The 23,654-nt window shown below is 42.0% G+C and carries 17 protein-coding genes; 8 read left to right on the top strand and 9 right to left on the bottom strand.

Annotated elements, in window-relative coordinates; translation table 11 throughout:
• Positions 1-6 precede the first annotated feature (6 nt).
• Genes PHAL_RS0102285 through PHAL_RS0102270 form a run of 4 tightly spaced genes read left to right on the top strand, consistent with a single transcriptional unit; the run spans position 7 to position 6,035 of the window.
• On the top strand, positions 7-3,168 hold the full coding sequence (locus PHAL_RS0102285; protein WP_016706790.1) for an efflux RND transporter permease subunit: 3,162 nt from the start codon (positions 7-9) through the stop codon (positions 3,166-3,168).
• A complete protein-coding gene (locus tag PHAL_RS0102280; RefSeq protein WP_016706789.1) occupies positions 3,155-4,531 on the top strand; it encodes a TolC family protein in 1,377 nt (458 codons plus the stop codon). Before PHAL_RS0102285 ends, PHAL_RS0102280 begins: the two co-directional genes overlap by 14 nt.
• Before the next feature lie 17 nt (positions 4,532-4,548).
• Positions 4,549-5,574, top strand: coding sequence for a zinc-binding dehydrogenase (locus PHAL_RS0102275; protein ID WP_016706788.1), 1,026 nt, complete (start codon positions 4,549-4,551; stop codon positions 5,572-5,574).
• 56 nt (positions 5,575-5,630) lie between these two features.
• Positions 5,631-6,035 carry an NUDIX hydrolase gene (locus PHAL_RS0102270; protein WP_016706787.1) on the top strand — a complete coding sequence of 135 codons (405 nt, stop codon included), beginning with the start codon at positions 5,631-5,633 and terminating at the stop codon, positions 6,033-6,035.
• Positions 6,036-6,201: 166 nt separating this feature from the next.
• On the opposite strand, the gene PHAL_RS0102265 is transcribed toward PHAL_RS0102270, so the two are convergent.
• From PHAL_RS0102265 to PHAL_RS0102255, 3 genes are read right to left on the bottom strand one after another with little or no spacing between them, the layout of a single operon-like run.
• Positions 6,202-6,825: a PqiC family protein gene (locus tag PHAL_RS0102265; RefSeq protein WP_016706786.1), complete on the bottom strand. Its 624-nt coding sequence runs from the start codon at positions 6,823-6,825 to the stop codon at positions 6,202-6,204.
• A complete protein-coding gene (gene pqiB, locus PHAL_RS0102260) occupies positions 6,825-8,480 on the bottom strand; it encodes an intermembrane transport protein PqiB (RefSeq protein WP_016706785.1) in 1,656 nt (551 codons plus the stop codon). Before pqiB ends, PHAL_RS0102265 begins: the two co-directional genes overlap by 1 nt.
• Positions 8,481-8,495: 15 nt before the next feature.
• The gene (locus PHAL_RS0102255) at positions 8,496-9,716 is read right to left on the bottom strand and encodes a paraquat-inducible protein A (RefSeq protein WP_036980365.1); all 1,221 of its coding nucleotides are present in this window, start codon (positions 9,714-9,716) and stop codon (positions 8,496-8,498) included.
• 169 nt (positions 9,717-9,885) lie between these two features.
• Here PHAL_RS0102255 and PHAL_RS22705 point away from each other — a divergent pair, with 169 nt between their 5' ends.
• Positions 9,886-10,662: a substrate-binding periplasmic protein gene (locus PHAL_RS22705; protein ID WP_016706783.1), complete on the top strand. Its 777-nt coding sequence runs from the start codon at positions 9,886-9,888 to the stop codon at positions 10,660-10,662.
• Here the strand turns inward: PHAL_RS22705 and PHAL_RS0102245 are convergent.
• Positions 10,651-11,466: an acyl-CoA thioesterase gene (locus tag PHAL_RS0102245; RefSeq protein ID WP_016706782.1), complete on the bottom strand. Its 816-nt coding sequence runs from the start codon at positions 11,464-11,466 to the stop codon at positions 10,651-10,653. The two genes, PHAL_RS22705 and PHAL_RS0102245, sit on opposite strands and share 12 nt — an antisense overlap.
• 244 nt (positions 11,467-11,710) lie before the next feature.
• On the opposite strand from PHAL_RS0102245, the gene dnaK reads away from it, so the two are divergent.
• Together dnaK and dnaJ are read left to right on the top strand one after the other, a co-directional pair.
• Positions 11,711-13,630 (top strand): molecular chaperone DnaK, encoded by a 1,920-nt coding sequence (dnaK, locus tag PHAL_RS0102240; RefSeq protein WP_016706781.1) that lies wholly within the window; start codon positions 11,711-11,713, stop codon positions 13,628-13,630.
• A 214-nt stretch (positions 13,631-13,844) separates the two neighbouring features.
• The gene (dnaJ, locus tag PHAL_RS0102235; RefSeq protein WP_016706780.1) at positions 13,845-14,978 is read left to right on the top strand and encodes a molecular chaperone DnaJ; all 1,134 of its coding nucleotides are present in this window, start codon (positions 13,845-13,847) and stop codon (positions 14,976-14,978) included.
• Positions 14,979-15,047: 69 nt separating this feature from the next.
• Here the strand turns inward: dnaJ and PHAL_RS0102230 are convergent, their stop codons facing one another.
• Together PHAL_RS0102230 and PHAL_RS0102225 are read right to left on the bottom strand one after the other, a co-directional pair.
• Complete coding sequence (locus PHAL_RS0102230; RefSeq protein ID WP_016706779.1) at positions 15,048-16,178, bottom strand: HlyD family secretion protein; 1,131 nt, start codon at positions 16,176-16,178, stop codon at positions 15,048-15,050.
• A gap of 3 nt (positions 16,179-16,181) precedes the next feature.
• On the bottom strand, positions 16,182-16,526 hold the full coding sequence (locus PHAL_RS0102225; protein ID WP_016706778.1) for a DUF3302 domain-containing protein: 345 nt from the start codon (positions 16,524-16,526) through the stop codon (positions 16,182-16,184).
• Between the two features lie 350 nt (positions 16,527-16,876).
• On the opposite strand from PHAL_RS0102225, the gene ybaK reads away from it, so the two are divergent.
• Positions 16,877-17,338, top strand: coding sequence for a Cys-tRNA(Pro) deacylase (ybaK, locus tag PHAL_RS0102220; RefSeq protein ID WP_016706777.1), 462 nt, complete (start codon positions 16,877-16,879; stop codon positions 17,336-17,338).
• Here the strand turns inward: ybaK and PHAL_RS0102215 are convergent.
• From PHAL_RS0102215 to PHAL_RS0102205, 3 genes are all read right to left on the bottom strand, one after another.
• A complete protein-coding gene (locus PHAL_RS0102215; protein ID WP_016706776.1) occupies positions 17,323-18,852 on the bottom strand; it encodes a tryptophan halogenase family protein in 1,530 nt (509 codons plus the stop codon). The two genes, ybaK and PHAL_RS0102215, sit on opposite strands and share 16 nt — an antisense overlap.
• 18 nt (positions 18,853-18,870) lie before the next feature.
• Positions 18,871-20,391 carry a tryptophan halogenase family protein gene (locus tag PHAL_RS0102210; RefSeq protein WP_036980361.1) on the bottom strand — a complete coding sequence of 507 codons (1,521 nt, stop codon included), beginning with the start codon at positions 20,389-20,391 and terminating at the stop codon, positions 18,871-18,873.
• A gap of 83 nt (positions 20,392-20,474) precedes the next feature.
• On the bottom strand, positions 20,475-23,489 hold the full coding sequence (locus PHAL_RS0102205; protein ID WP_016706774.1) for a TonB-dependent receptor: 3,015 nt from the start codon (positions 23,487-23,489) through the stop codon (positions 20,475-20,477).
• Between the last annotated feature and the right edge of the window lie 165 nt (positions 23,490-23,654).

The raw sequence follows: 23,654 nt of genomic DNA, 5'->3' as shown, positions 1-23,654 counted from the left end.
CGAATAATGAAATTTTCACACTTTTTTATTCAACGACCGATATTTGCAGCCATGCTGTCATTGGTGATTTTAATTGCCGGTGCGATATCGTTATTTCAGTTGCCTGTCAGTGAGTACCCAGAAGTTGTACCACCTACAGTAGTGGTTACCGCTAATTACCCTGGTGCAAACCCGACCGTGATTGCGCAAACCGTTGCAACACCATTAGAGCAAGAGATCAATGGCGCTGAAAACATGTTGTATATGTTTTCACAAGCGACCAGTGACGGCCGTATGACGCTGACAGTGACATTTGCACTTGGTACAGATCTCGATCGTGCTCAAGTACAAGTACAAAACCGTGTAAATAGTGCTTTGCCGCGTTTACCGCAAGAAGTACAGCGCTTAGGTGTAGTGGCAGAAAAGTCATCACCAGATTTAACCATGGTAGTGCATTTATATTCACCTGAAAAAACGCACGATACCGCGTACTTATCAAACTATGCTGATCTGTATATTAAAGACCAAATTGCGCGCTTAAGTGGTGTGGGTGATGTGCAGTTATTTGGCGGCGGCCAATATTCCATGCGTGTGTGGTTAAACCCAGATGCCTTAGCGGCACGAGAGTTAACGGCAATGGATGTGGTCACGGCTCTTCGCGCGCAAAACCAGCAAGTAGCAGCGGGCAGTTTAGGCGCGCAACCTGCGGCAACGGATAGTCAATTTCAAATACTGTTAAATGTAAAAGGGCGCTTAAATAGCGTTGAAGAGTTTCAGCAGGTGATCATTAAAGTGGGTGAGCAAGGCCAATTAACGCGTTTAAGCGATGTTGCACGTGTTGATCTTGGCCAAAATACCTATTCACTCAGAGCTGAGCTGGATAATCAACCAGCCTTGGCAATGCCGATATTTCAACGTCCCGGTTCTAATGCAATTGAGCTTTCTGATCAAGTACGTGAAACCATGGCGCGTTTATCAAAAGATTTCCCAAGCGGGGTTGAGTACGACATTGTTTATGATCCGACTGTATTTGTGCGAGGTTCAATTGATGCCGTCATCACTACGTTGCTCGAAGCAATTGTGTTGGTCGTTATCGTGGTCGTGCTATTTCTACAAACGTGGCGTGCGTCGATTATTCCTTTGATAGCGGTGCCAGTGTCACTGATTGGTACTTTTGCGGTGATGCAATGGTTAGGTGTATCGATTAATACACTGTCGTTATTTGGTTTAGTATTGGCCATTGGTATTGTGGTTGATGATGCCATCGTGGTGGTCGAAAACGTAGAACGAAATATTGAACAAGGGTTATCACCGTTGGAAGCCACCCGTGTAGCGATGACAGAAGTGACAGGGCCCATTATTGCGATTGCTTTAGTGCTTTGCGCAGTGTTCATTCCTACCGCATTTATTACCGGTCTTTCGGGGCAGTTTTATAAGCAGTTTGCTTTAACGATTACTATTTCAACGGTTATTTCAGCCTTCAATTCATTGACTTTATCACCGGCATTATCGGCACTGTTATTAAAAAGTCATGATGCTAAACCGGATGCACTAACACGCTTATTGAATCGTTTATTTGGCCGTTGGCTATTTGCGCCTTTTAACCGTGTATTTGACCGTGGTGCAAAGGGATACCAAAAGTTGGTGCAAAAATTAATGCGCATGACCGCCATTGTGATGGTGGCTTATGTGGTATTACTTGGCGGCACAATTAAATTGTTTGATGCGGTGCCTGGTGGCTTTATTCCGGCGCAAGATAAACAATACCTCGTCGCTATTGCCCAGTTACCTGATGCGGCCAGTTTAGAGCGTACCCAAGATGTGGTTAAACAAATGCAAGAGATTGCACTGCAAGTACCGGGTGTTGCTAATACTGTTGCTTTTCCTGGTTTATCCGTCAATGGTTTTACCAATAGCCCTAATAGCGGCATTGTGTTTACACCACTGGAAGCATTTAGTGAACGCAGTGATCCAAGTATGTCAGCAATGGCGATTGCGGCACAATTGAATCAACGTTTTAGTGCAATCGATGAAGCATTTGTTGCGGTATTCCCGCCGCCACCAATTCAAGGCTTAGGCACTACGGGTGGTTTTAAACTGCAACTAGAAGACCGCGGAAATAAGGGCTTTGAAACACTATTTAACAGCTTACAAACAGTGATTGGCAAAGCGCAGCAAGATCCCGCGTTAATGGGGCTTTATTCAAGCTTTAGAATACAAGTGCCGCAAATGGATATTGATATCGACCGTGAACAAGCGTTGATCCAAGGTATTCCGTTGGATGAAGTATTTAATGCGCTGCAAGTGTATTTAGGTTCAATGTACGTGAATGATTTCAATTTATTCGGCCGTACTTACCAAGTAAATGCGCAAGCAGATGCGGATTATCGTCTTGATCCAGAGCAAATTTTGAATCTAAAAGTACGTAATAACCAAGGCAATATGGTGCCGTTAGGTTCGGTGTTAACAGCTACACCAAGCACCGGTCCCGATAGAGTGATGCACTACAATGGTTACCCAAGTGCAGAACTCAATGGCAGTCCAGCGCCAGGTTACAGCTCAGATCAAGCACAACAAGCGATTGAACGTATTTTGGCTGATAATTTACCAAGCGGTATTGAGTATGAATGGACTGAAGTAACCTTTCAGCAAATCCTTGCCGGTAATACTATGGTGTATGTTTTCCCATTAGTAGTGTTACTCGTGTTTATGGTACTGGCAGCACAATATGAAAGCTTACGTTTGCCACTGGCGATTATTTTAATCGTCCCAATGACTATATTTTCAGCCTTAATGGGCGTGTGGTTAGTGGGTTCAGACAATAACATTTTCACTCAAATAGCCTTAATTGTGTTGGTGGCGTTGGCCTCTAAAAATGCCATATTGATGGTGGAATTTGCGCGGGATAAAAATAATCATGGGTTGAGTCATTTTGATGCCATTTTAGAGGCGTGTCGGATGCGTTTACGCCCTATTTTAATGACGTCAATTGCGTTTACTGCGGGTGTTATCCCTTTAGTATTAGCAACGGGAGCCGGTGCTGAAATGCGCCATGCAATGGGAAATGCCGTGTTCTCTGGGATGATTGGAGTAACCGTGTTTGGCTTATTATTTACACCGGTTTTTTATATCTTAGTCACCAAAACGCGTAAAGTAATTACACAGGAGCAAAGTAATGAGGAAGTATAAATTAACCGCTCTTGTTGTTGCGGGTCTATTAACTGGTTGCGCGAGCAAAATTGATGAGCAGCAGTATCAAACGCAACTGCAAGAATTTATCGCACAAACGCAAATAGCTGAGCAGTTACAAGGTCAAGATGAGCTTAACTGGTGGCAACAATTAAACTCGAGTCAGTTAAATAACTTGGTTATTAGTGCGCGCACTAATAACCATGATTTACGCACCAGCCAATTACAGCTAAAAAGTGCACTTGCTCGTTTAGGTGGGCAAAAAGCTCAGTACTTACCGCAAGGAGGAGTGGCTGTTGACGCTACGCGCACACGTATTGGTGATCTGTACAGCCGAGAATCAGCCGCTAATATAAACCTTGATTGGCAGCTAGATTTATTTGGTAAGATCACCGCGCTTGTTGATGCTGCTAACGCAGGGGCGATGAGCCAAGCCGAGCAGTTACGAGCGTTGCATATTGAAGTGGTTGCCTCTGTGGTTAAAGGGTTTGTGAGTTTGCAAGGTAATAAACAAAAACAGCAGATCATTGAGTTACAAATTGAAGCATTACAGCAAAGTATTGCTGTGCTTAGAGCACGGGTTGAAGAAGGTGTGGCAAATGAGCTGGATTTAAATCGAACCTTGGCACAATTAAAGCAACAGCAGGCACTGTTGCCAGAAATTGAATATGCGCAATTTCGTGATTTAGCGACGCTGGCAACATTAACAGGGCAACTACCAGGCGATTTAAGTTTAGTTGATGAGCTAAGTCTATTCGAACATGCGTTTACTGTGAGTTTGGCAACGCCCAGTGATGCGATTGCTTTGCGACCTGATATTAGCCAAGCGTTATTTGAGTTTAGCCAAGCTAATTCATTAAGTGTGGCTGCGAGTAAAGCCTTGCTGCCTGATATTAGTTTAACGGCATTTGCAGGCGTAGTGAGTATAGGCAACAATCAACTCTCTAATACCGTACAACAATGGCAAGTGTCGCCTCAGATCGAGTGGTCCTTGCTAAGTTACCCTGCGTTACTTGCACAACGTGATGCTCAACAATACTTAAGTGAAGCCGCTTATAGCCAATACCAACAAGTGGTGTTAAATGCCCTGACGCAAAGTGAACTTTCATTGCAGCTATTAGTCAAACAAACTCAACAACAAGGCTATGCCAAAGCACGTTATGAGTTTGCTAATAATGCCTTTTTACAAGCGCAAGCCATGTATCAAGAAGGACAAATCCCTTACTTAGAGTTGTTAGATGCGCGACAGGATGTTTTAATAGCGCAGGAAAATGCAATTGACTCAACGATTTCATCATTACTTGCTAAAGTCGATACTTACCAAGTATTTAATGGACGTTGGAGTTATGCGTTAGTTAATTAAGCTAAATTGAGTTTTTAATGCCACATACTGATCTTTTATCAACAATCCCCGCCACAATGCGTGCGATTGCGTTACTTGAACCTAATGAACAGATAGAGTTATCTGAGCTTGAATTACCTGTGCCTGACGTTGTCGATAACGAGCTACTGATAAAAGTTGAATATGTGGCGCTAAACCCAGTCGATGCTTGCTTTGCAAAACAGGGGTTTTGTAAATGGGAGTATCCACATATTCTGGGCCTTGATGCAGTTGGCGTGGTAGTAAAAGCAAGCAAAGGCGTTTTTCCAAGCGTTGGTGCACGGGTCATGTGGCATGGTAATATTGGTGAGCAAGGGGTGTTATCTCAATACGCAAAAGTCCCTAATTTTGCTGTATCTCAAGTGCCTGACGAAGTGAATTTAAAGGATGCCGCAACGTTACCATGTGCAGGTATGTCGGCATTAGTTGCTTTAGATAAGCTGCAATTAACAGAAGGTGATTCTATCTTAATTGAAGCGGGGGCTGGCGCTGTGGGTCAATTTGCGATTCAATTTGCAAAGCAACGCGGTGCAACGGTTTTTACAACCGCGAGTAAACGTAATCATAAACTGGTTAAGCAACTTGGCGCGGATGTTGTCTTTGATTACACCGATAAGAAACTTAGCGATAAAATTCGTAAAGAACTTGGGCCACAAGGTTTTGACGCCGTACTTGATTCTATTGGCGGAGAAACCACCGTTAGAAATGTTGAATTAATGCGCTTTTGTGGACGTATTGCCTGTTTAAATCCGTTACCTAAATTTGAGCAAGAGCTAATGTATCGACGAGCACCAAACATAGGCATAGTCTCTTTAGGCGGTGCTTGGCTTGCCAATAGTTTATGCGCCCAGCAAAGAATGAGTTTTATGGGTAACTTATTGCTTGATAATTTAGCCAGCGGCAATATTAAAATTCCACAGATCAGTGATGTTGAATTCAGCACTAAGAGCATTTCAAAGGCGCTTAATAGGCAAATTGATGGTGGCTTTACTGGTAAGCAAGTAGTAAAGATTAATCATGAGTAATAGCTGATATAGCCTCGCAATTGCGGGGCTTTTTATTAGTTGAAACCGAGGAAATTATGTCATTTACTGATTTTTATCGCCTGAGCGCACATGCGGTGATCACTAACGACAGTGGTGATATTTTACTGTTAAAGGCAAGCTACGGTGAGCAAGGATGGGGATTACCTGGTGGTGCCTTAGATATGGGCGAAACAGTACATCAGGCATTGATACGTGAGTGCCAAGAAGAGCTCGGTTGTGAAATAGTAATAGAGCATTTAACAGGTATTTATTACCATAGCGCTTTTAATTCTCACGCATTTATATTTCGAGTTAAATTATTAAAAGATGCGTTGATCACCTTGAGCGATGAACACTTAGCGTACCGTTACTGCGCGTTTACAGAACTTTCGCCAGTGCAACAACACAGAGTGGCTGCTTGTTTGAACTATACTGGCACAGTTGATAGTGCCGCATTTTAATTTGCTCTGATGTTGGCTATCATTAGCAGGAAAGTGCGATATGCAAACACAACGTTTAGATCCTTGTATACTCTGCTACCATCGTTATATTGTTTGTTAAATAAACTGAGCTTTTCAGTATGAGGCAAAGCAGTGCTGAATAATAATGGCACTGCTTTGGTGGTGTTTATTTGTGAATAAGTGAACTCAGCGTCGTGGCGACATGCTCATTAACCTTTTGCCAGTTTAATTCTAAACTGGCGACCAAACCTTCATAGTCATCATCAATTAATGGGCTAACTTCACTAAAGTAATGGATTGCTTGCAATGAACGGCCTTTTTCAAACGACGTGTAATATAAACGCCACAACCCAGAAATATCGGCATTTCCTTGCTTATCGCCATTAAAATGATGAAGCTCATATTCTAGCTCATAATAACTTTGCTGATCTTTATCGGTGATAACAGGTAACCCTTTTACCACCATCCAATTATCAAGAGCGGTAAAAAGCGTTTGATGAGCACTGGCGGTCAGCATTTGATCCGGAGCTTCACTCCAGAGATGATAATTTGCAGCGTTCATTTGGTTATTGTCTAGCTTCATAGCAATGCCACGGTTGTTCAATGCACCGCGCAAACTGACAGTGCTGACACGCAATTGAGCGACGGTGTCGATTGAGCTACGTTGCATTGGTTGTATGGTTTGCTCAAATTGATAATATTCAACTGGCGCATTAAGCGACTGACTACAGCCAGATAAAAATAGTATCCCGATAACAGCAAAAATTTTAGGTCGTAAAAGCATGTGCATTATTGTTTCCTCGGGGTAGGATCAGCAGGCAGTGATTTATCAAAAATAAACATATTCGGTTGCTCATTCAAGCCACGGGTAAGAGGCTGTAATTCTTCGCTTAAACGTTTAAATTCAGACAACGTTTGTTGTAATTGATGATGAAACGAAGATCCTTGCTGGTAACTGGCCATGGTTTTTTCAAATTGTTTCATGGTGACATCAAATTGCTGCATGCTTTTGGTCATCTCAGCAAAATTACGATTAATATCGCCGGGTAAATTTTGTGTATCTTGTTGGCTTAATAACGTACGCATTTCATTGGCTAGAGCTTGATAATCAGCAAATGCGGATTCAATTTGTGCTAAGCTGTCTTCAATTTTTAAATTATTTACTTTATTTAATACATCTGAAACTTGATCGGCAAGTACTGTAATTCCGCTGGAAATACTCGGGAATACTTGATATTGCGAAAGCGCTTCTAGTTTTGCTGTCGGTGCATCATGATAAATATCAAAATCAACATACACCGCACCGGTGAGTAAATTGCCTGGTTTTAAAGAAGCACGTAAGCCATTTTGTATCCAGCCATCGACACTACTTTGCCAAAACTGTTTTGCGGATACGCTGTCGTGATACATACGGCCATACTCTATTTTGATCAGTGCAGGCACAGCGGTACTATCGGTTCTAAAGTGAGCTGGTTTACCATCTATAATCACATTGGCAGGGGCTTCAACCACAGTACCTACTCGCATGCCACGGTATTCTACTGGTGCACCGGCACGTAAACCCCGGATAGACTGTTCAAACTCAATTAAGTAATAATCAAAATCATAAAAGCGCTCTTCAAGGGCATCTTTGTAGCTATTACTTAGAGAGAAGTTATGGCCTTCTTGGGCATACTCTCCTGGCGACTGTTGATCAGGCAAGCCCACAGAAATGCCCCCTTTTAAGAGTTTGCTTAATGAGCCAGTTTTGACATTAATGCCATCGGCAGATAAATCAATCTCAACACCTGAATTAACCCAAAAAATAGAATTTAAAGTGATCAGGTTTTGATAAGGTTCGTTGACGAAAATACCGTACTTCATGGCTTGATTTTGCCAATCAAATGTTGCCGTTTCGACCTGTCCAATTTTATAGTTCTTAAAAAAGATGCCGGTGCCGACATCCATTACTTCAGCATCGTAACTCAGTAAAGTAAAACGCCCACCTTTTACGTCTTTACCTATTAAAGCAGGCTCTTCTTGGAGTTCAAAGTGCTCTTTTGTTTTAGTACTCTCGCCCGGGGAAAACTCTAAATACACCCCTGAAAGTAAAGTACTCATGCCACTGATCCCCGTTTCATCAATACGTGGTTTAACAACCCAAATATTAGCGTCTTCGGTGAGTAAACCGTCATAATGTTTATCTATTTGGGCACGGGCAATTACACTATTTTTTGTATCAGACAGACGTACGTGATCCACTTGGCCAATTTTTACGCTGCGAACTTTAATTTCTGTTTTGCCAGCAATGATCCCTTCGGCATGAGGCATTGAAATATAAATAGTCGCGCCTTTGTTTGCTTGGTACTGGTAAAGCATCCATGCGCCAACCAGTAAAGCTATAACTGGGATTATCCAAATAGCTGAAATAACTGGTTCTTTTTTTATATTGGCGGTTTCACTCATGCTGTTTCTCTAAATTTATGGTTTGTGATCATTGCTTGGAGAGTCCCATAATAGCCGAGGATCAAACGCGTGTGCTGCCAACATTTGGCAAATCACCATGATGGTAAAAAATACAGTGCCTATACCTGGAGTCACTGACATTAAGTTTCCTAATTGTACTAAGGCTACTAGAATTGCTACAACAAATACATCGATCATGGACCATTTACCAATAAATTCAGTTAATTGATAAACTTTTGTATAGCCTTTAGTTTGGGGGGTGGCGGGTTTACTCACCAAAAAGCATAAAAAACTTAAAATCAGCGCTTTAGCTAAAGGTACAACCACACTGGCTAGAAAAATAATCACCGCGATGGGATAAGAACCCGCTTGCCATAACACAACTACCCCACCAATCAATGTTGAGGGAGATTCATCCCCAAGGCTGGTGGTGTACATAATAGGAAATAGATTAGCAGGGATATAGCAGGCGACAGAGGTTAATAACCAAGCTGCGGCTTTTTGCACGCTGTGAGGGTTACGGACGTGGGTTTTGCTATTACAGCGCGAACAATATTCACCTTCACTAAGTTGATGACACACGTGGCAAGCGCGAATATCGTTATCTATTGCACGATATGATAGTTTGGCCGTAGCAATTCTTGCTTGCGGTTGAATTTGATCCCATAACCGTGCTCTATTTAAATGTGCTAATGCGCCAATATAGAGGATCACAAATGCGACATACGCCCAAAAGCTAACCCCAAAACTGATGTCCGCAAGTGACATAATCTTTACCATACTGACTAAGACGCCAATTAAAAATATCTCAGACATGATCCATGGTTCCAGCGCTAACGTAAACTTAAGTAGGCGTCTTGCAATTGTGTGTGGCAATACGTTCAAAACACCTAAATGCAAAGGAATAAGAATAAGAAGTAACAGCAGTGGTAAACCAATAATGCTGATATCAATAAATAGGCCTAATAAGTCACTGTCGTAGTTAAATAGGATCCTTGCTGCATCGGGTAGCGTAATTGTCTGGGTTATACCATTGCTACTAAATGAAATAAATGGGTAAAACATGCTACTTAACAACATAAGTAAAGCACTGATACTGAGCGCGACTATACGACTATCATAATTAATATTTGCTGCGCAGAGTTTACTATGGCAATGTGGACAGACGGCCATTTGCTTTGCAACTATCCGTGGAATGTCAATTATAAGGTCACAATTAGGGCAAGCAGTTTGCAAATTAGTCGCCATTGGAGAAATAAATTAAACCAAGTTTGCATTAATTCAGGGCTAAATACAAATGCGAGATTGGAACAATTAGGCTAGTCTAATAAACATGAGCTTAAGTTACTAAGAATGCCGTTATGCTGTTCTATTATTAATAAAAGCATATATTCAAAGAGGTTAAATGAAATACTTTATAGCGATTTATTTAATTTTACACAGTGGACTTGCTTTGAGCTTAACTGCTCCTATGCCTAGCGAAAGGATCACGGTTGCTGTAAGCCCCTCTGTACCACCTTATGTCTTCAGTCACGATGACAGTGGCTTACAATTGCAAATTTTAAAATCAGCGTTTAAAAATCAAGGTATCACCAATCTCGATATCGTTTATATGTCCAATAAGCGAGCAGGGCAGTCGCTTGAGAAAAAGAATGTCGATATAGCTATGAACTATGCAGGGGTAACTGGCTCTACAATTTACTCAAGTAAGAGTTTATTGGCTTATCAAAATGTCGCTGTTAGTTTAAAGAAAAATAACTTTAAAATTAATAGCGTGTATGACCTATCAGGCAAAAGCGTGGTTGCATTTCAACATGCCACCGAATTTCTTCCTGCGCCATTTAAATCGTTAACAACTAAATTACGCTCTTATGAAGAAGTGGTTTATCAAGCAGCACAAGTTGATCACTTAATGAAAGAATGGGTTGATGTCGTGGTGTTGGAAAAGCGGGTGTTTTTATATTATTTGCAGCAATATAAAAAAACACACCCAATTCAAGCCATTACAATTCACCCTATTTTTCCTGCAGCACCTCGCCCGGCTTATTTTTCCAGTAAAGTGCTGCAAGAGATTTTTGATATGGGGCTGACCCATATCATTGAAAGTGGTGAATACAGTAAAATAATGGCGTTTGATGGCAGTGACTACGCGCAAGTTACTGCACCAAACTCAATCAAATAATGCAACGGTTTGACGAGTAAGTGCGAGCAACTCACCAGATTGCGACCAAATACAGCCATCCTCTAAACCATAACCATCTTTACAATGATGCGTGATTGCTTCAAATCCAAGCCATTCGTCTGCACTTAACTGAGGCGTTGTTACAAACTCTAAATACCACGACATACTACTGGCAGGCGCGGGTTGATTAAACATTTGCAGCAAAGTTGGTGGCCATGCATCTGTTAGCGCAATAATATGGGCTTCACTAAATTGTGCTGGAGGCTGTTTTAACTTCATCCAGCCGCCTAAATGTGATGTTTTAGCTGCTGTAAACGGCATGCTGCCTTGTTGCGGGCATAAGTCGACATGTTGAAAGAACTCAGGCATCGCTCCCGCTTGAAAAGGTAAAATGCAACGCTCATCGACAGGCTTGAGATCCATCTTCTTTGTGACCGGTACATTAATTGCAGAATCGCGTGACTTTGCAAAACAAGCTTGTACAACCACACTTACTTGATCATTTTGCACCGCTTTTGCCAATACTTGGGTACTACTTTTTCCTTCACGTAAGATTTCGATAACGAGTGAGAAATCAGTGTCAGCTAATAAAGGCCCAACAAAGTTAGTGCTTATAGAAAGTAAACGACGACTTGGTTCAATTTGTTGTCGCATTGCTTGATAAAGTAGTGCGGCAGATAAACCGCCAAAAGCTGTTCGACCTTGGCACCAGTTAGCGGGAAACTGCATGGTAGCATTTGCTTGTTCAGAAGCGGGTTGTTTGCCAATCAGCGCGGCTTGTTGCAGCAATTGATCAAAGTGCATGGTGATCCTTAGAGGTGTTTATTATTAATTGATATTTTTATAACACATAAAAACTTGTCAGACCAGTCGTTAAAAACGTGATGGTTGCTGTAAAAAACACCATTACAGGCAAGTAATCGGGTTTTTTAGAAAATAAATTATAAAAAATCAGTTTTTTTTCATTTTTACTGTTGAATTAAGTTTGTAGCATCCCTATTTACTAGTCATCGAACGTATTAACGAATTTTGAAGTTGGAGATGATTCATGGGTAAAATTATTGGAATCGATTTAGGTACTACAAACTCTTGTGTTGCGGTACTAGATGGCGATAAAGCACGCGTAATTGAGAATGCGGAAGGCGATCGCACAACACCATCGATCATTGCGTACACGCAAGATGGTGAAACATTAGTTGGTCAACCTGCAAAACGTCAAGCAGTGACAAACCCAACAAACACATTATTTGCGATTAAGCGTTTAATCGGTCGTCGTTTTGAAGACGAAGAAGTACAACGTGATATCGGCATCATGCCTTTCAAAATTATCAAAGCAGATAATGGCGATGCATGGGTTGAAGCGGGCGGCGAAAAACGCGCTGCACCACAAATCTCAGCCGAAGTATTGAAAAAAATGAAGAAAACAGCGGAAGACTTCTTAGGCGAAGCTGTGACGGAAGCAGTTATCACTGTTCCTGCATACTTTAATGATTCACAACGTCAAGCAACCAAAGATGCGGGTCGTATCGCGGGTCTTGAAGTTAAACGTATCATCAATGAGCCAACGGCTGCTGCTCTTGCTTACGGCATGGACAAAAACAAAGGCGAGAATATCGTTGCAGTATACGACTTAGGTGGTGGTACTTTCGATTTATCAATCATTGAAATTGATGAAGTTGAAGGCGAGCATACATTTGAAGTACTTGCTACAAATGGTGATACCCACTTAGGTGGTGAAGATTTCGATAACCGCGTTATCAACTACTTAGTAGCTGAATTCAAGAAAGATCAAGGTTTAGATTTAAAAACTGATCCACTTGCAATGCAACGTGTAAAAGAAGCGGCAGAAAAAGCAAAAATTGAACTTTCATCAGCACAATCTACAGAAGTAAATCTTCCGTATGTAACAGCCGATGCAACAGGTCCTAAGCACATGAACGTGAAATTAACACGTGCGAAGCTTGAATCACTTGTTGAAGACTTAGTACTTAAATCAATTGAACCGCTGAAACGTGCACTTGCTGATGCAGATTTATCTGTAAGTGATATTAACGACATCATCCTTGTCGGTGGTCAAACACGTATGCCACTTGTACAAAAAACAGTGTCAGAGTTCTTTGGTAAAGAGCCACGTAAAGACGTTAACCCTGATGAAGCTGTTGCAGTTGGCGCGGCGATTCAAGGTGGTGTGCTAGCGGGTGATGTTAAAGATGTATTATTACTAGACGTTTCACCATTATCTCTAGGTATTGAGACTATGGGGTCAGTAATGACTGCATTAATTGAGAAAAACACCACGATTCCGACTAAGAAATCGCAAACATTCTCAACCGCTGAAGATAATCAGGCTGCAGTTACAATCCACGTACTGCAAGGTGAGCGTAAACGTGCTAGCGACAATAAATCTCTAGGTCAATTTAACTTAGAAGGTATTCGTCCAGCGCAACGTGGTACACCACAAATCGAAGTTACTTTTGATGTGGACGCGGATGGCATCTTACATGTATCAGCAAAAGATAAAGATACAGGTAAAGAGCAAAAAATCACTATTCAAGCATCTTCGGGTCTAAGCGACGAAGAAGTTGAAAAAATGGTTCGTGATGCTGAAGCACACGCAGAAGACGATAAAAAATTCGAAGAGCTAGTTGCAGCTCGTAACCAAGCTGATGCATTGGTTCATGGTACACGCAAACAAATCGAAGAAGCTGGCGATGCATTACCAAGCGAAGACAAAGAGGCTATCGAAGCCGCTGTTGTTGACTTAGAAGCAGCCATTAAGAGTGACAACAAAGAAGAGATTGAAGCTAAAACTCAAGCACTTGCTGAAAAGTCACAAAAATTAATGGAAATTGCACAAGCGAAAGCTCAACAAGCTGGCGGTAACGCTGGTGAGCAACCGCAACAATCAGCTAAACAAGATGACGATGTTGTTGATGCTGAGTTTGAAGAAGTGAAAGACGACAAGTAATTGTTGCGAGCGCTTCGCCTAACTGAAAACACGATGACTGGTATCGTCATTTAAGTTAGGATGAACAACTTAGGCGCGCAGGCATAAGCTTGACGCGCCTTTTGCATGTAAAGACGTGCAGACTTCGTTTAAAAAATTCAATGGTAAATCGATAAGATTTATCGATTTATCCGCAGCAATGCTGCAGTAGCATAAAAAGAGTAGTGTGATAGATATGTCAAAACGCGATTATTATGAAGTCCTTGGTGTGGCGAAAGATGCCGGCGAAAGAGACATTAAAAAAGCGTATAAACGCTTAGCGATGAAATATCATCCAGACCGTACCGCAGGCGATAAAGAGCTTGAAACTAAGTTCAAAGAAGTAAAAGAAGCTTACGAGATCCTCACCGATAGCCAAAAGCGCCAAATGTACGATCAATATGGTCATGCCGCGTTTGAAAACGGCGGTGGCGGCCATCATGGTGGGCACGGTCAAGGTGATTTTGGTGATATTTTTGGTGACGTGTTCGGTGATATTTTTGGTGGCGGCGGTGGTCGTCGTCAATCGCGCCAGCAACGCGGTGCTGATCTACGTTACAACATGGACTTAAGCTTAGAAGAAGCGGTTCGTGGTAAAGAAGTTGAAATTAAAGTACCGACATGGGTAAGCTGTTCACCTTGTGATGGTAGTGGTGCTAAAGCAGGTTCGAAACCTAAGATATGTACAACATGTCACGGTGCAGGCCAAGTACAAATGCGCCAAGGGTTCTTTGCAGTACAGCAAACTTGCCCGACGTGTCAGGGAACAGGCCAGATAATTTCTGATCCATGTAATAGCTGTCATGGTCAAGGCCGCGTAGAGAAAACTAAAACCTTATCAGTTAAAATTCCAGCGGGTGTAGATACGGGCGACCGTATACGTTTATCTGGTGAAGGTGAGGCTGGGGTACATGGTGCACCAGCGGGAGACTTGTATGTGCAAGTGTCTGTACGTGAACACCGTATTTTTGAGCGTGATGGTAATAATCTTTATTGTGAAGTCCCCATCGGTTTCACTACCGCTGCATTAGGCGGTGAAATTGAAGTGCCAACGCTTGATGGCCGTGCTAAGTTAAAGATCCCCGCTGAGAGCCAAACAGGTAAGATGTTCCGTATGCGTGGTAAAGGCGTTAAGTCTGTACGCAGTGGTGCTGTTGGTGATTTGATCTGTAAAGTGGTGATTGAAACACCAGTTAACCTAAATGAACGTCAGCGTGAGTTATTAGAAGAGCTTGAAGTAAGTATGGGTAAGGATGGTTCTAAAAATCGTCCAAAAGAAAAAGGCTTTTTTGATGGTGTAAAAAAGTTCTTTGATGACCTAACTAAGTAAGTTACTTCTTAACGTTTTAAATAAAAAATGGCGCCAATTGGCGCCATTTTTATTCATTAATATTACTTGTTAGTGATCTAAGAATAAAAAGTTTTGCCAGCTCTTCATTCGGATCAATACTTTACGCATTACAGATACATGCTCAAAGTGATCTGAATAGACAGCTACCTCAGCACTGGTTCCTTTTGGTAAATTATACTCACTTATATCATCTTTAAGCTTTAATACCACAACCACTTGGCCATTTCGGTGGAAATACTCGCTACCTATCAGTGTGCCTTGTGCTTGTACCTGACCTTCAGCCATGGCAGGAAGCACAGATACAATTTCTCCTGCAAACGTTTTACCTGGAATAGCTTTGAAAATAAAATCAGCTTCATAGCCAGGCTGTAAACGAAGTGCTGAGTTTTGTCTAAACGAAGCAACAAAACGCGACTCTTCATCATGAACAAAGGACATCACAGGGCGCAAAGGCATAGGCACAGCCATCATACCTGGGCGCAAGGTTAGTTGCGTGACGTAACCGTCTGTAGGCGCATAAATTTTGGTACTATCTAGATTAAACTGTGCTTCTTCAAGGCGGGCTTCAGCCTGTGCTACGATAGTTTGCTTGCCATTTACCTTTGATTCGAATGCGATACGTTGACGTTCCTCTTCGGCTTGAGCTGCCTCATAGGTTGCCTTAGCTGCGTAAAAAACACCTTTCATATTATCTACGCTGCCTTTTGAGTACGCCCCTTTTTTGGCGCCTTCTTCATAGCGTTCAAATTCAACTTTACTACGCAAATACTCAGCTTTAGCTCTAAGAGTGCTAGCCTGTGCTGATTTATATGATGCTTCTAAACCTTTAGCGGCTTGAATTGCATCTTGTAATTGTGCTGTTGCTTCATTGACTTTTGCTTGATAGGGAGTTGCATCGATACTAAATAGTAAATCGCCGGCTTTAACCTTTTCATTTGGTTCAACAGTGATAGTTTTCACTATACCGCGTACATTTGGCACGATAGGTGTAGTAACATAAACGTTACGCGCAATATTGGCATGTGGATGGTTATAGTTCATTACTAATATCAAGGTGCCAATTAGTACAATACCGCCAAGCATAGCGGTCGGTACTGTCCACTTATTTAATGGAATATCAAACACTTTAAAAACGACAACACAGATAGCGGTATAAGTTAGTATTAAAAGTAAATCCATTAGTTAGCTCTTTTCTTCATTATTTTTAGTACTTAATTGTGACTGCAACGCTTCAACGGTTGCTGTTAAATTCGCTACTTTGGTAGCTAACTCATCGTGCTCTTGTTGTAAATGGTTAAAACCCCAGCCTCGGTCATCACGCCATAACGTTGCCCAAATCCATAAAAATGGCCACAATACATGTAAGGTAAATAAACTTACCCAACCGGCGTAGTGAATGGCATCTTGATGTGGGTGGTTACGCTTTTTAGCGATTTCGTAAGGTATGTCGTGCAGCGCGATGATGCCGTAAAATAAAAAGATACCAACAAAGATGAGTATCCCTAAAGCAAAGTAATCTAAAAACATTATTATCCCTATTATTACCCTAATGGGTGAAGTTAGGGGAGTATAATGCCAAAAGTTACCGCTAAGTGCACCTGATTATCGCAACTCCTGTATAGGCTTTAATGTTATAGGTTATTTAAGTTTATGTTTTATAGGTAATTCATAGAATATTTTTAGTTTCTATTATGGGGTCTTGCTGTTCTGATTTAGAGCAATATGAACAATGGAGCTTTATTTATTCATTATCTCGTTGCTGTGTGGTTAAATACCAATGAGCAGGTTATAAATTATGCAAATCATTGCCTTATGTTGCTATTGATGGCTGCTAAGGACTGTTATTATTTGACGAATACAATTTACAGGGGATAACGATGACACCCGCAACACAGCTTTTAAAAAAACACCAAGCCAGCTTTACAGTGCTCAGTTATGAGCATGATGCAAATTCGACAAGTTTTGGTTTAGAAGCGGTTGAAAAGTTAGCCTTACCAGCCACGCAAGTATTTAAAACCTTAGTACTTGAAACGAATACACAGCAGTTAATTGTGGCAATTACACCGGTAACACAGCAAGTTAACTTAAAGCTGTTAGCAAAAGCTTGTGGGGCTAAAAAAGTACACATGGCAGCTGCACAAAAAGTTGAAAATAGTACAGGGTATGTTCTTGGTGGTGTAAGCCCGTTGGGGCAAAAAAAACGTCTTGCTACCTATCTTCATAATAGTGCACAGCAATTTGATACTATCTACGTGAGTGCAGGCAAGCGCGGGCTTGAAATCGCACTTGCTCCATCAGTATTATTAAACCTAACTTCAGGTCACTACGCTGACTTTTGATAAATCTCCTTGGCATCACAAAACCGCGTAATAAAGTCAGCATGGCTAGGCTGTGTTAAGGCCGCCTGAGCAATCGCTTCACTGCCTTGGTGTAAGCTTTGGATGAGCTTATTGCTGTCGAGTGAGTCAAGTACCGGATTATACCGTGATGGCATCACTTGCATGCCGTTAAGCACCGCATACCAGCTTGTGGGTTGAAATAATTGCTCAGCCGCTGGGGTTAATGTGCCCGCGACTTTAAAGATAGCTAATTTTTGTTGCAAGCTTTGCGGTATCGCCATCGAGGCGCAACGTTGCCAAAACTCCGTGTCGCTACGTGCCGTTGTGCAATAGTGCAGCACTAAAAAATCGCGGATCTCAAGGTAGTCTTGGTGAATACGACGATTAAATTCATCTATGATCACTTGATTTGTGTCACTGTTATCAGGGAACATTTTAATGAACAAGGCTAAGCTTTTTGACACTAAGTGAATAGCCGTTGACTCCAAAGGCTCAATAAACCCCTGTGCGAGTCCGAGGCTTAAACAATTTTTAAGCCAAGCTTGTTTACGGACCCCGGTTTTAAAGGCAATTACTTTGGGGTGGGTTAGCAATTCACCAGTGACGTTTGCAAGGAGTGTGTCTATCGCTTGTTGGTCAGTGCAGTATTTATCGCAAAATACGTAACCATTCCCCATGCGATGTTGTAAGGGAATGTGCCAGCTCCAGCCTGCGTTTTGTGCTTTTGCGACAGTATAAGGGCTGATTGTTTTACTGTGAGTTGTTTGTACCGTTACGGCACGGTTACAGGGCAGGTAGTCGCTCCAATCATCAAAACCCGCATGCAAAGTTTGTTCAATTAAAAGGCCTTTAAAACCAGAGCAGTCGATAAAAAACTCCCCAGTAACAGACTGTTGATTGACATGTAAATGAGAAATATTTCCGGTATTATCTTGGTGCACATCGGTGATAACCCCTTCAATGCGCTTTACGCCATTGTTTTGGGCATAACGCCTTAAATAACGTGCCATTAAACCAGCGTCTAAATGTAAGGCAAAGCGAGCGCGACCCAGTGCTGTATTGTGTGCCTCGTGGGGGATAAAAAATTTATTATGTTGAGCCAATATAGCCTCTGGAGAATGCGCCATTAGTGGTGTGGAATCACCCTCGGCGGCAGCTTTTAACCAACATTGATAAAAATCGTGACCATCTATATTACGACCTAAGGTGCCAAACGGATGAAAATAAGCCTCTCCTTTATTGTACCAATCTGTAAATTGAATACCGAGCTTAAATGTGGCTTGCGTGTGTTTGATAAAGTCAGTTAAATCAATGCCGATACTTTCTAAAATGGCGATAAGCGGTGGAATAGTCGCTTCACCAACACCAATGGTGCCAATTTCATCTGATTCAATTAATGTGATCTCAACGGCTTGTTTTTTAAGTGCGTAGCTCAATGTTGCGGCTGCGAGCCAACCGGCAGTGCCACCACCTGCAATGACTATTTTTGTTATGGGTTGTTGTGTTAATTGCATCGTGATTATTTACCTTGGTTAATAACAAGTGCTTTGAGTAAATTTACTTAAAAACTCACTGTGTGTTGGTGTTTGCTGAGTAAGTGTTGTAATGGTGTTTTGCATAAAATTTAATTGTTCTATTAGATATTGCGCAGGCATGTTATCGGCACGCGGATGATAGTGTTCGGGTAGGTAATTAAATCCATCAAAAATAGCCAGCCAGCTGTCTTTACCAAACATTTCCCATGCACGTGGCAGTACATGGCCAGTATCTTTAAATACCTGCATTTTTTGCGCTAAACTAGTTGGAATTGGCATATCTCGGCAGTATTGCCACATTGCAGAGTCTGTTCGCTGGTTTAGTTTGTAATGCAAAATAATAAAGTCACGCACATGTTCATACTCAAGTGTAGTTGTGTCGTTAAACTGTTTTTGTGTTTGCGCAGTATATTGTCCCGTCGTCAGTAACTGCTGGATACGCGCTATCGCTGTTTCAACTAAAGCAATACTGGTGGACTCTAATGGTTCTAAAAATCCTGCTGCTAAACCTATGGCAATACAGTTACCCTGCCATACCTGCTTACACCGACCTGGAGTAAAAGACAACGCTTTAGGCTCATTGATCATTGCTTCAGTTAGTGAGCCTTCTAGAGTATTAAGCGCTTGTTGATCTGTACAATATTTGCTGGAATAAACAATTCCGTTTCCAGTTCGGTTTTGTAACGGTATTTGCCATTGCCAGCCAGCACTATGGGCTTTAGCGATTGTGCGAGCGTTTATGTGTTTATGGGAGTGTGTCTGCACTGCAAATGCCCGATCGCAGACCAGCCATTGGCTCCAATTTATGTAAGGTACCTGTAAAGCTTGTTGCAGTAATAAACCTTTAAAACCGGAGCAATCAATAAAAAAATCCCCCTGTAATCGGCTGTTGTCAGAAAATAAGAGCTGACTAATTTGCTGCGAATTCTGCGCAACGGTTACCTGCGTGACTTGTTTATCAATTAACTTTACTCCTAGTGATAGAGCGTGTTTTTTCATTAAATTAGCAAATAAGCTGGCATCAAAATGATAGGCCCAATCAAATACTTCAAGTTGGTTTGTGGGCGGCTTTTGCTGAGGGGAAAACTTATTCTGCCGAGCTAAATTGGCGCCTAATGAATACGCACTTAGGGGCACGTGGTGACCATGCTGTTTTGCGCGTAACCAATAGTGATGAAAGGGGACTTCTTTGGTGCTTTGTCCGTACAAACCAAATGGGTGTATAAAACGACTACCCAGTTGATACCAATCTTGGAACTCGATCCCTAATTTACATGTTGCGTTGGTTGCTTTAATAATATCATCATCGCTGTAACCCAGTGCATTACAAAAGCGTCGAAGCGTTGGAATGGTTGCCTCACCAACCCCTACGGTGCCAAGCACTGTGGATTCAACTACCGTGATCGTAATTGCTTGCCCTTTAAAGTGTTGGCTTAATGCGGCAGCGGTCATCCAACCAGTGGTGCCGCCACCCACTATGACAAGATTATTGATTTTTTTTAGCGGTGAGCTATTCATTAGCGTACTCTTGTTATTAGTATAAAAACCGCTAACAAATTTGTTAGCGGTTTTATTGTGCATTTTACTAGCTAAAAAAACGACTAGAAGGTAATACGCGTACCCAATGTCCAACGTGCTTCATAGACATTCTGGAAGGCTTTTTGGCCAGAAAACTCTACGTAAGTTTGTTGAATTTCTTCAGTGATATTTGAACCATTGATATACACGGTAATGTTTTCATCGAAGTGGTAGCTTACGTTCAAATCAAGTTGCGCATAATCATCTTGGTAAAGTGACTGACCACCTGTCGAAGCACTACCTTGGGTGATCAAACGTGGGCTTCTAAAGTTATAAGCGAGGCGTGTTGAGAATGCATCTTGCTCATACCATAAGACAAAGTTATAGGTATCTTTAGACATACCGACAAAAGGCAAGTCATTACCATGTACATCTTTAGTATCTTGTGAGCTATCGCTGTAAGTATAGTTTGCATCGATACCAAAATTATCGATAAAGCTATTAGTCTCAAATACATCACCAAACGCTAGTTTAGTGCCAATTTCATAACCGGTAACCCCACCGCCATTACCTTGTACGTTGGCTGTAAATGGCCAAGGTCCACGGCTTACACCATCAGAGTCGGGCTCATCAATCATTACGGTTGAGCTTTCGGTAAAGCTCTCAATTTCAATATCATAAGTGGCGACATACATCATCGATGCTTCACCCATATACCATTCAGCAGAAAGTGAATAGTTTTCCGAGCGCCAAGGGTCAAGTGCAGGGTTGCCGTTTAATGTACCGTTAACGACTCGCATACAGCCGCAGCTGTCATCAAATACTGAGCCGACTGTTTTACCCGCACCCCACTGATCTAAGTTAAGAGGCTGCATATTTTTAGACCAAGAAGCACGTAAGATAATATCGTCCGTGGCAGAGTAAGCTAAATTTACAGAAGGGAGGTAATCAGTATAACTGCGATCAGTTACAGTATCACCAATATCAGGACCTAAGCCTGAATGCGGCAGGTTAGGACCGACGAGGTTCTGTTTTACGTATAGATTAGTTTCAACTACTTTCATACCAATATTACCGCTGAGTGCTTCGTACTCGAAGTTGGCTTGTAAAAAGTAGCTAAGTTCATCTAAAGCGACATCGTAAGTTGAGCCACCATTTTCTGTGCGGGCAACATTGCCAAATACATCTTCATGGAATTGACGTGGATCACGGAAGTTATCAGGATCAATTGACCAAACACCGGGAATACCGGTAACCCCGCCAAAGTTTGTTTGCCATGAAACAGAGGCATGCTGATCGAGGCGGGTAGGGGGTAATAAGGTGTAAGGTGTCCAGCTACCATTAACCAGCTCACCTGTTCCTTGTACTTGGTAGCAGGGATCGCCCTCAGCCGCACCATTGTACTGTTGATCCACCGCTTTCCACTGGGCAATGTCACAGCCATCACCAAACTCAGATGTATAAGTAAACTGGTCGTGATCTACTTTACGTTCAGAGTAACGTAGGCCAAAATCAACGCTGGTTATAAATGGGTTATCTTCTAAAGCATAATTCCATTTGGTGCTAAAGGTATTGATTTCACCTTCATCGTCGGTATTTCCTTCTGATGAAAATGCGCCTACATGGTAGGAGTCTAGATCGGCCATGTAGTCGGCAACGCTACGCATGCCTTTACCGCCGTTGACCATTTGATCAAACCCACCAAATGCAGGGTGTGTTCCTGCCGCATCGTAGGTAATAAAGAAATCATTTGACTCTATCCCTTGTGAATATAGGGCGTTACAACCCCCTTGGTCACCTATGATTGCTTCACCATTATTACAGAACTCGGCTGGGTTTAATCCACCAGGACCTGTGACTAAACTGCCTTGATCGATACTTAAAATATCGCCTTCACCATATCCGTGGCGCATCTTAGCCGTCGCACGGGCAAAGGTTGCTCTCACTTGACCTGTTAATGCGCCACCATTGTCATAATTAAGCTCGAGGTTAAAGTTCTGCGATTTTTCTTCGTTACCATTAGCTTGCGTGAATGACTGCATCCGGTAAGGGCGCATTTTAAATGCATCGACACCTTGCCAAGGATTGCCGTCAGCATCAGTAAAGGTGTCACCTGTTGAATTTGTAGCATAGGCATAATTGGCGTATGTTTGCCAACGGCTATTGTGGTTAAAGCCGCGGCGAGCATTAAACCTGTCTTGTTTTGTATAAAAATAATCAGCGGTTAACTCAAAGCCTTCACCTAAGTCAGCTTGAAAAGAAAATTGCACGGCATCACGCTTACGTTCTTCTGTTTTATTAAACGCGGTAAAGCCATGTGGAATGATGTTGTAAACTTCGCCACCTTCTGCCGGTTGCTCGCCCCATGTATGGTTGTTTTCAGTCCAACCTAAACCGCCATTTTCAGAGGTGTCATTGTAACCGTTGTAGTCGCTTGCTAAGTTTGCCTCAGAAGTAACCGCAGAGAATAAGAAACCTACTTTTCCGTTGTTATAACTGAGTAAGCCATTAATATTAGGATCGGTTTCGTCACTGATAGAGCCGCGCGTGATTTCAGCACCTCCAGAGACAACCCATCCTTCATCCATATCAAAAGGGCGACGTGTTTTTAAGTTAACTGAACCGGCAATACCCGCGGCACTATTACTCGATGTTGCTGATTTGTAGACATCTACACCAGAGAATAACTGGGATGGTAAGTCACCAAAGTCAGCTCCTGAACTGTCTATTGTCGTCGCACTTAGAAATACTTCGCCATTTAATGTGGTATCAACTTGTGGTAAACCACGTATCGCGATTGGTCCCCCTTCACCGGCCACTCGCTCAATTTGCACACCGGTGATACGTTGCAGTGAGTCTGCAATGGTGACATCAGGTAATTTACCAATATCCTCTGCTGCAATGCCATCAACTTGTGATGCTGCAAAGCGCTTTGTGTTAATTGCGGCCACGGTACTACCACGAATACCTCTTACTTCAATAACCTCTACATCATCTTTAGCTTCTGCAGCGTTTGCTGTAAGCGGTGCAACACCACTTAATAATACGCTTGCAATACTAGTTGCAATTAGACTTTGTTTAAAATACCTACCAGACATAAAGAAACCCTTTAATTATTAATATTATATTTCGGTAGAGAACTTATTTTGCTTCATTCCCAATGTTAGATTGTCACGTTAATGGTATTAAAAGTTGTGATTTTCTATCATGTTTTGATATTTTTATATCAAATAATAGTTGCATTAATTATCAAATGGTTTTAA

This window comes from Pseudoalteromonas haloplanktis ATCC 14393, assembly GCF_000238355.1.
Taxonomy (GTDB): domain Bacteria; phylum Pseudomonadota; class Gammaproteobacteria; order Enterobacterales; family Alteromonadaceae; genus Pseudoalteromonas; species Pseudoalteromonas haloplanktis.
The sequence above is the reverse complement of the archived record's forward strand: the minus strand, read 5'-3'. Positions and strand labels throughout refer to the sequence as shown.